Origin of the sequence: Kribbella sp. (assembly GCF_035687465.1) — a bacterium.
GTDB lineage: Bacteria > Actinomycetota > Actinomycetes > Propionibacteriales > Kribbellaceae > Kribbella.
Window position 1 is genome coordinate 1 of sequence record NZ_DASRXP010000492.1, and the last position, 9130, is coordinate 9130.

7 protein-coding genes are annotated in these 9130 nt (G+C 68.4%); 6 read left to right on the top strand and 1 reads right to left on the bottom strand.

From position 1 onward, the window contains the following. From VFG33_RS26020 to VFG33_RS26035, 4 genes are all read left to right on the top strand, one after another. A partial coding sequence (locus tag VFG33_RS26020) for a DUF1989 domain-containing protein (RefSeq protein WP_325055583.1) occupies positions 1-582 on the top strand: 582 nt, incomplete at its 5' end. Between the two features lie 18 nt (positions 583-600). Then, the gene (locus VFG33_RS26025) at positions 601-2571 is read left to right on the top strand and encodes a 5-oxoprolinase/urea amidolyase family protein (protein ID WP_325055584.1); all 1971 of its coding nucleotides are present in this window, start codon (positions 601-603) and stop codon (positions 2569-2571) included. Continuing rightward, the gene (gene atzF, locus VFG33_RS26030) at positions 2568-4154 is read left to right on the top strand and encodes an allophanate hydrolase (RefSeq protein WP_325055585.1); all 1587 of its coding nucleotides are present in this window, start codon (positions 2568-2570) and stop codon (positions 4152-4154) included. Before VFG33_RS26025 ends, atzF begins: the two co-directional genes overlap by 4 nt. A 29-nt stretch (positions 4155-4183) precedes the next feature. Then, a complete protein-coding gene (locus VFG33_RS26035; protein ID WP_325055586.1) occupies positions 4184-5362 on the top strand; it encodes a M20 family metallopeptidase in 1179 nt (392 codons plus the stop codon). Here VFG33_RS26035 and VFG33_RS26040 read toward each other — a convergent pair. Further along, entirely contained in the window at positions 5337-5990 is a 654-nt protein-coding gene (locus VFG33_RS26040) for a hypothetical protein (protein ID WP_325055587.1), read from the bottom strand. The genes VFG33_RS26035 and VFG33_RS26040 overlap by 26 nt on opposite strands. 109 nt (positions 5991-6099) lie before the next feature. Here VFG33_RS26040 and VFG33_RS26045 point away from each other — a divergent pair, with 109 nt between their 5' ends. Both VFG33_RS26045 and VFG33_RS26050 read left to right on the top strand, forming a co-directional pair. Beyond that, on the top strand, positions 6100-8100 hold the full coding sequence (locus tag VFG33_RS26045) for a sensor histidine kinase (protein WP_325055588.1): 2001 nt from the start codon (positions 6100-6102) through the stop codon (positions 8098-8100). Next, on the top strand, positions 8091-8732 hold the full coding sequence (locus tag VFG33_RS26050) for a response regulator transcription factor (protein ID WP_325055589.1): 642 nt from the start codon (positions 8091-8093) through the stop codon (positions 8730-8732). The genes VFG33_RS26045 and VFG33_RS26050 overlap by 10 nt, the downstream gene beginning before the upstream one ends. The last annotated feature ends 398 nt before the right edge of the window (positions 8733-9130 follow it).

The following is a 9130-nucleotide window of genomic DNA, read 5'->3' on the forward strand; positions in this document are numbered from 1 at the left end:
GTCCAACCAGGCGACGGCGCCCTGATCTCAGTTCCTAATGGTGGCCGGCTCCGCATCGTCGACCTGCACGGCAACCAGGCCGTCGACACTCTGCTGTACGACACGCACGACATCGACAACCGCTATTCGGCGTTCGACACGATCCGCGAGCAGCAGGCGGTCTATCTGACCACCGGTTCGCGACTCCTCTCCACCAGGCTGGACGAACTCGCGGTGATCAGCGACGACACCTGCGGCCGTCACGACACGATCGGCGGCGCTTGCTCGCAGGAGAGCAACGTGATCCGGTACGGCGAGTTCACCCGGCACCAGCACGCCTGCCGCCAGACATTCCTCCTGTACGGCGCGACGGCCGGGATCGGGCAACGTCAACTCGGCCACAACATCAACTTCTTCATGAACGTCCCGGTCGACTCCGAGGGGAACCTGCGTTTCGACGACGGTCTCTCGGCGCCGGGCCGGTACGTCGAGATCACCGCCAGCCGGGATCTCCTGGTACTGATCAGCAACTGCCCGCAACTGAACAACCCCTGCAACGGCTGGAACCCGACCCCCGTCCGCCTCCTGGGCTGGTGGAGCTGAATGGCTAGCTTGAATTCCTTGCCCACCCCACCGCCCCGGTCTGGGCTCATCACCGTCAAGGCCGGCACGCAAACCACGGTTCAGGATCTGGCCGGTCGACCGGGGATGTGGGACGTCGGGGTACCGCCCTCGGGCGCCGCTGACGAACTCACCTTCGCGCTGGTCAACGCGGCGGTGGGGAATCCGGACAGCGCCGCAGGGCTGGAATGCGTCCTCATCGGTCCGGTGCTCACGTGCGACGAGGACCGCCTGGTCTGCGTCGGCGGTGCAGCGACTCGCGCGACGATCGACGGGCAACCCTTGCGCCCCGGAACCGTGGCGAGGTTGGCGGCCGGCGCGGTGCTCGACGTCGGCGCCCTCGACGGGCCCGGGATGCGCGGGTATGTCGCGATCGAAGGTGGGATCGACGTACCGCGGGTGCTCGGCAGCCGGTCGACCTTCATCCTCGGCGGGTTCGGTGGCTTCGATGGCGGGCCGCTCGAGTCAGGGGCAGTACTGCGCCTGGGCCGCCGGGAGAACCTGGTCGCTCCGACACCCGTCGAGCTGCCGGTGATCTCCGACCGTTGGGTCCTTCGGGTCATCCCCGGTCCGCATGGAGCGCCGGACCACCTCACACCTGACGGGGTCGAGGAGTTCTTCGCGACCAGGTGGTTGGTGGATCACCGGTCCGACCGGACCGGAGTACGGCTGGTTGGGCCTACGCCGGGATGGTCTCGGGCCGACGGTGGTGAGGCCGGGCTGCATCCGTCGAATCTGCACGACTCCGCCTATCCGGTGGGCGGGATCATGCTGGCCGGGGATACCCCGGTCATCGTCGGGAAGGATGGGCCGTCGCTCGGCGGATTCGTCGTACCGGCCGTGGTGATCGAAGCGGACCGGTGGATGTTGGGGCAGTTGAGTCCGGGCGATTCGGTCCAGTTGTTGCCGGTGACAACTATGGAGGCTGCTGACGCCATTCGGCATCGGCGATCGTGGTTGGCTGACTTGCGGCAGGAACAGGTTGCGGCGCTATCCCCGGGGATTGCGCCGGACCGACCGCCGGCTCTTCACGTTGCCTCGGCGGAGGCAACCGCACCGGAGTACACGATCAGGTGCGCGGGTGATCGGCACCTGCTGGTGGAGGCGGGGCCGGCCGAACTCGACCTGACCGTGCGGGTGTGGATTCATCTGCTGGCACAGGCCTTGCGGGTCGATCGGCCTGACGGGGTGGCCGAGATCGTCGAAGGGGTTCGGTCGTTGCTGGTCGCGGTGGACTCGTCGCGGCTCGGGCTGAACGAGTTGGCGAAGCGGCTGGTTGTGCTGGTCGACGGGCTGGCCGATCCGGCGACGGTGGTGCTGCCGGCGCGTGAGGTGACGCTGCCGATCGCGTTCGACCATCCGGAGGCGCACGAGGCGATGCGGCGGTACGCGACCTCGGTCCGGGCGGATGCACCGTGGTGCCCTGACAACGTGGAGTTCATCCGCCGGGTCAACGATCTCGACCGGCGGGACGAGGTCTTCGAGATCATGGCGGAAGCGACGTACCTGGTCGTCGGGCTGGGCGACGTGTATCTCGGCGCTCCGGTCGCCGTGCCTGTCGATCCACGGCATCGGCTGGTGACCACGAAGTACAACCCCGCCCGGACCTGGACGCCGCAGAACGCCGTCGGGATCGGTGGGGTGTATCTGTGTGTCTATGGAATGGAAGGGCCGGGCGGGTACCAGTTGGTGGGACGAACCGTCCCGGTCTGGAGGCTGTCCGGCGACGACGAGCAGCCCTGGCTGCTGCGGCAGTTCGACCTGATCAGGTTCACCCCGGTGACCGCGGCGGAACTCGCACGGCAGCGGGCGGAGATCAAGGCTGGGCGTGCGGATCTGCAAGTCCGGCCAACGACATTCTCGATCGCGGATGTGCAGCGCATCGAAGAGGAGGCACCGGTGGACATCGCGGCGCTACGCGCTCGGAGGAGAGCCGCCTTCGAGGCCGAGCGGGCAAGGTGGGGGGCATGACGGTCTGGATCACCAAGGTCGACCCGGTCGAACCTCAGGCCGGACCACTCCACGGGCTGACGGTGGCGCTGAAGGACAACATCGATCTGGCCGGAGTACCGACGACCGCGGGCGACCCGCGGAACGACCAGCCTGCCTTGAAGAACGCGTTCGTGGTCGATCGGCTTCTTGAGGCCGGGGCGGTGCCGTTGGGTAAGACGAACCTCGATCAATACGCGACCGGGTTGGTTGGCACGCGGTCGCCGTACGGGGCGTGTCACTCGGTGTTCTCCGATCAGCATGTGTCGGGTGGTTCCAGTTCGGGCAGCGCGGTTGCGGTGGCGACTGGGCAGGTGGACTTCGCGCTGGGGACGGACACGGCTGGGAGTGGGCGGGTGCCTGCGGCCTTCAACGGGATCGTCGGGATCAAGCCGAGCCGGGGACTCGTGTCCGCTCGCGGGGTGATGCCTGCCTGTCGGTCGCTGGACTGCGTCACGGTGATGGCGCGATCGCTGAGTGTGGCGCGGCGGGCCTTCGAGGTGATGGTTGCCTTCGACGCCGAGGATCCTTACTCGCGACGTTTGCCTGCGGGTGGGTTGCGTGGCGGGACGGCCGTGATCGGCGTACCGGATCGGCCGCTCGGGCTGGATCCGCTGCACGAGATCGCCTGGCAGGAGGCACTCTCGCAAGCTTCGAAACTGGGCGACGTGGTGGCGGTGGACGTCGGGCCGCTGCTCGAGGCTGCCGATCTCTTGTACTCCGGGCCGTGGCTGGCTGAGCGCTGGTTGGCTTTCGGGGACAAGCTGGATGACGTTCCGGAGGTCGATCCGACTGTGCGCTCGATCGTGCGGAAGGGTGCGGCGTTGACCGCGTCGGATGCCTTCGCTGGATTCGATCGGCTGGCGGCGCTCGCTCGGGCGAGCGAGCCGTTGTGGTCGCAGGTGGATGCGTTGTTGTTGCCTGTGACATCGGGCCATCCGACGCTCGCCGAGGTGGAGGCTGATCCGATCGGGGTGAACAGCAGGCTCGGACGGTTCACGAACATGGTGAATCTGCTGGATCTCTGCGCGGTCGCCTTCCCCGGACCTCCGCGGACCGACGGCCTGCCGTTCGGAGTACAACTACTGGCTCCGGCCGGGCACGACAACGCAGTCATCGACCTCGCCGCCACGTGGTGTGGTGAACCTGTCACTACGTCGGAGAGGCCTTCAACGGACGTGCTGATCGCTGTGGCGGGTGCGCATCTCAGCGGCCAGCCCCTCAACCACGAGCTCGTACGGCGCGGCGCCACGCTGGCGTCGGCGGAGGCCAGGACAGCGAGTGACTACCGGATGTTTCTCGTGCCAGGATCACTACCCCGCCCGGGCCTCACCCGGTCACTCGAGCCCGCCACCGGTAAGGGCATCGCGGTGGAGATCTGGAGCCTGCCGGCGGCATCGTTTGCCGGCTTCGCCGCCACGATCGCGCCACCCCTTGCGATCGGCCCGGTCGAACTGTCCGACGGGCAGCAGGTGCTCGGCTTCCTGTGCACCGCCGATGCGGCCGACCCCAGCTACGACATCACCCACCACGGCGGCTGGCGAGCCTTTCTCAACCGCACTTAGGCTGAGGTTTCCCTCGCGAAAGGCAGCCAGTGACGATCTCCACCGCCGAGCAAGCTGTGCTGGACCGGATCGACGCGACCGGATTGGTCGAGCTCACCCAGTCGTTGCTGCAGGCCCCCGGTCAGAATCCACCAGGCGACGAGGCTGCCACAGTCGCCGCGCTGAGCAACGCCGCCGTCGAGCTCGGCCTGGATGTCGTCGAGACCCAGGTCGAGCCCGGCCGGAATAACCTCTCCATCACCCTTGCTGGAGGCAACGACCCAGGCCTGCTCCTACTCGGCCACACTGACGTCGTACCGGTCGGCGACGGCTGGACGCAGGACCCCTTCGGCGGCTCAGTCGACGGCGGGCGGATCTACGGCCGCGGCGCCTCCGACATGAAGGGCGGCCTCGCCGCGGCGCTCACCGCGATGTCCGTACTCCGCGACGTCGGGCTCACCGGTCCTGTCGAACTAGCCGCACTCATGGACGAGGAAGAGACAGGCAAAGGCATCCGCTCGTACGTCGAGACCGCGGGCCGGTCGTTCCTCGGTTGCATCACCGCGGAACCGACGGATCTCCAGACCATCATCGGCGCTCGCGGTGACTCGTACCTGCGAGTCGCGATCCACGGTCGCGCCTGCCACGCGGGCAACCCGGCCGACGGCGCGAACGCGATCTACGGCGCGGCCGCGGTCGTCGCCGAGATCGAGCGGATCCACGCGGAACTCGCGGAGGAACCGCATCCCCTGCTCGGTCCGGCGACCTGGAGTGTGGGCCAGATCCAGGGCGGCACAGGCGGTTCGATCGTGCCGGCCGAGTGCGTCATCGTCGCTGACCGTCGCCTCCTCCCCGGCGAGTCCCCCGACGCCGTACTCGCTTCGCTGCGAGACCGGGTGGAAGGACTCCGGCTGCAGGACCGAGGGTTGACCGTGGACCTCGAGATGCCCATGGAGATGCCCGCCTTCGAGACGCCTGCCGATACGGACCTGGTGAGGATCGCCAACGCCGCCCTGTCCGACGCAGGCGGACCCGGTCTCCCCCTAGGTGGTTGGACAGCCGCCTGCGACGGCGGCTTCATCGCCCGCGACCTCGGCGTACCGGTCATCGTGCTCGGCCCCGGATCAGTCACCACCCAAGCCCACCGAGCCGACGAATCAGTCGCCGTCGAAGAGCTGGTCATCGCCGCCCGCGCCTACGCCCTCACCGCCCTGCGTCTGCTCGGTTAAGCAGGAACAGCTTGATCACCGGGACCGAGCCGGCGACGCGGAGTGCGGCGATCGGCAGGGCCAGTACTCCGACGCCGGTGACCACCGCAATCGGGAACAGCCCGCCGATGGCCACGCAGGCTGCGGCCCAGGTAGGCACCGTGTGCCGGAGGGCGGCGCCGGAGAGCAGGGAGCCGACGAAGAACAGCGGAAAGGCGAACAGGGCAACGAGTGGTGGTGAACTCAGCCGGGTGGCCAACTCGTCCAGCGCGGTGTGCTCGTTGATGCCGTTCATCAGGGCGAGCGGAACGCTGAGCATGGCGTTGGCGAACATCGCCGACAACCCGAGGACCGAGCAGGCCAGGCCTGCGCCGGCCAGCCGCCTCGAGCTCCGGCCAGCGACGGCCAGCGCGAAGACCGAGCCGAACATGAACGGGAACGCCGCGGCAGCGAGATTGAAGGACAGCATCAACTGGCCGTGCTCGTTGTTGATGATCTCGTAGTCCGGGGCTTCTCCGATCCACGGTTCGTGCAGGGTCGCAAGAGCGAGCGCGAGCAGGACCGGACCGAGGATCAGGCTGACCGGGGCGAGGAACGCGCCCATCGGTCGCTTGGCTGTTGCGGGGGTGAGTGCTGTCTGTGTAGTCATGCTGCCGACGATCCCCCGGCCGTCCGGTCCGGGTCTGCGGTGGCAGCCCGCCTCCTGGACCAGGGTTTTCCTGGTTGTGGCCACGGCTGCGCGGGCGGATCATCAAGGCGTGGATCGACGCGTGGTCCGGCTGGACGCCCTCGGGGCGGCGGGGTGGATCATCGGATCACTCGCCGCCCTCAGCGGTCTGCTCGGGCCGGTGCTGGCCGGCAGCCTCGACTCCACCTCGCTGGTCGGCGTGTTCAGCGGATCCGGGGCCTGCATCCTGGCCGCGTTCATCATCGACCGGCAGCCCGCGAACAAGGCTGCCTGGGGATTCCTGGCCGGTGGGGTGCTACTCGTCGCCTTCTCGCTCTGCTACAGCTATGCCGCCGGGCAGGTTCGCGAAGGCCGGCTGACCGCCGGCGTGGGAACGGTCGCGGCAACCGCCGAGATCATCGGGGTCCTCGCCGGTGCGAGCCTTCCGTTGTTCCAGTTCCTCTTCCCCGACGGGCGGTTGCCGTCACGGCGCTGGCGGCCGGTCTTCGTCGCCTACCTGATCGGCTGGTTCGCCTGCCCGGTCGCCGTCGCGATCGCGATCTGGCCGCACCGGGCGCCGGGCATCGTCGCGCACAACGGGCCGGTCGACATCGCCATCCCGGCCGACCTCGGGTCCGCCCTGACCGTGATCGCCTTCGCCGAGGCCTTCGCGGGGTTGTCGATGGCCGTCGGGATCGCCTCGATCGCCGTCCGGCTCCGCAAGCCCCGCGAACGCCGCCGGGTGCTGCTCGCCCTCTGGGGAATCGGGCTCACGGCAACCTTGATCGCGGCGAGCGCGGTGCTGGACAACCTCGGTGCCTCCGGGGCCGAGGAAGTGACCTCGCTGTGCGCTCCCCTGCCGACGCTGTTCGCTGTGACTGTGGCGATGCGCCGGCATGAATTGTTCGATGTCGAGCGCCTGGTCGGGCGCACCCTCACCTACGCGGCCGTGACGCTGCTACTGATCGCCCTGTACGCCGGTGTCGCGATCGGACTGGGGTCCCTGGCCGCGCGCGCCGGTATCGGTTCCTCGCTGATCGTTGCTGCAGGCACCCTTGCGGTCGCGGCCGCGTTCCGGCCGTTGCTCCGGGTGGTCCGCGCCGCGGTGGATCGACGGTTCGATCGGCGGACCTGGCTGGCGACCAGGGCGATCGAGTCGTTCACGCGCGACCTTCGGGCCGGCAAGGTGACACCTGGCGATCTCGCGCCCGTGCTCCTTCGAGCGCTTGGCGACCCCACCGGGGTTGTTGTGTACCGGGACGGGGACAGGACGATCGCTGCCGACGGCACTCCGGTCGTCCTGGGCGAAATCCAGGTGGATCGGCTACGCCGTACGGTCTCCGCGGGCGGGGTGGCGGTTGCTGTCGTTGACCTGGACGGGCGGTTGGTCGAGGAACCACGCCTGGTGCAGGCCGCCTTGGCGGCGGCAGCGCTTCCCTTGGAGAACGCGGCTCTGCATGCGCAAGCAGCGGTTCGGCTAGCGGAGGTGCGGGAGTCGCGGAGCCGGATCGTCGAGGCCGACGACAGCAACTGGCGACGGATCGAGCGCGACCTGCACGACGGCGCCCAGCAGCGGCTCGTCGCCCTCGCGCTGCGGTTGCGGATCGCGGAGCGGGAGAGCGCGGACAAGAAGGCCGCACAGGTTCTCGGGGATGCGGTGACCGAATTGCGCGGCACAGTCAACGACCTGCGCGAACTGACCAGGAGCGCGCTGCCGCCGGTGCTCGCCGATGAGGGACTGGCCGTCGCACTCCGTACTGCGGCTGCGCGGTTGCCGTTGACTGTGTCCCTCGAGGTTCCTGGTGACAGGTTTCCTCCACTGGTAGAGGCCACGGCCTGGTTCGTGAGTTGCGAGGGGATGGCGAACGCGGCCAAGCATGCCGAGGCGAGTGCGCTGCGGATCAGCTTGCGGCGTACGGCTGGATCCGTTGTCCTGCAGGTCTCCGACGACGGTGCCGGCGGCGCGAAGGTGCTGCCGGGCGGCGGGCTGGAAGGGTTGGCGGATCGCGTGGCGGCGGTCGGCGGGCGGTTCGAGTTCAGCAGTCCGGTCGGCGGCGGGACCCGGATCCAGGCGGTGTTGCCGTGCACGTAGTGATAGCGGACGACAGTGTGTTGTTGCGCGAGGGGATCGTGCAACTGCTGACCAAGGAGGCCTTCACCGTCGACGCGGCGGTCGGCACCGCGGACGAACTGTTGGATGCGGTCTCCCGGCATCGGCCGGACGTCGTGATCGTCGATATCCGGATGCCGCCGACCCACACGGATGAGGGCCTGCGCGCCGCCACCCGGCTGCGCGCCGACCACCCCGACCTCGGAATTCTGTTGCTGTCGCAGTGGGTGCACGCCGGGCGCGCGCTCGACCTGTTCCGCAGCGGCGGCGCCGGCCTCGGCTATCTGCTGAAGGACCGGATCACCGAGATCGACGACTTCGCGGATTCGATCCGCCGGGTCGCCCGCGGCGGTTCGGTGCTCGACCCCGACGTCGTGGCGTCGTTGCTGACCGGCGGCCCCCATCCCCTGGCACAGCTGACCGAACGCGAACAGCAGGTCCTGGCCCTGATGGCCGAAGGCCGCACCAACACAGGCATCGCGGAACGCCTGTACCTCGGTCGCAAGACGGTCGAGAGCTACGTCAACACCATCTTCAGCAAACTCGGCCTGGCCCCCACCACCGACGACAATCGCAGAGTCCTCGCCGTCCTCACCTGGCTCCGAACGCAATGATCCGAACCTGCCTTGCGGTCAGTTGAAGAACCGCGCGCTCTGGACGTACTCCATGGCTTTGGTGAACTCGGGGTCGCTGAGGCGGGCCATCATTTCCTCCTCGGTGAGCTCCTCGATCCTGGTCTGGATCCAGTAGAGGTTGCCGAACGGATCCTTGACGCGGCCGACGCGATCGCCGAAGAAGAGGTGCGTGTGTAGCCCTCAGGAATCGGCATGGTTTGCTCCCTTGTCGTCGATGTGTGCTCGACGCTACGGGCAGTTGCGGCCAGCTTCTGTCCTCTACTTCCCGAGTTCGGCCGCCCTCAGCGCGCGGCGTCGCATCACGTCAGGGCGTTCCCGAGTGGACGTGCTGATGGCCTGCCCGCGGGCTTCCGGGGTGAGGTGGTCGATGTAAACCT

What these genes read in the sequence shown, in the direction of transcription:
- atzF (WP_325055585.1), top strand. Translation starts at nt 2,568, where the DNA reads ATGACGGTCTGGATCACCAAGGTCGACCCGGTCGAACCTCAGGCCGGA.
- VFG33_RS26040 (WP_325055587.1), bottom strand. Translation starts at nt 5,990, where the DNA reads ATGACTACACAGACAGCACTCACCCCCGCAACAGCCAAGCGACCGATG.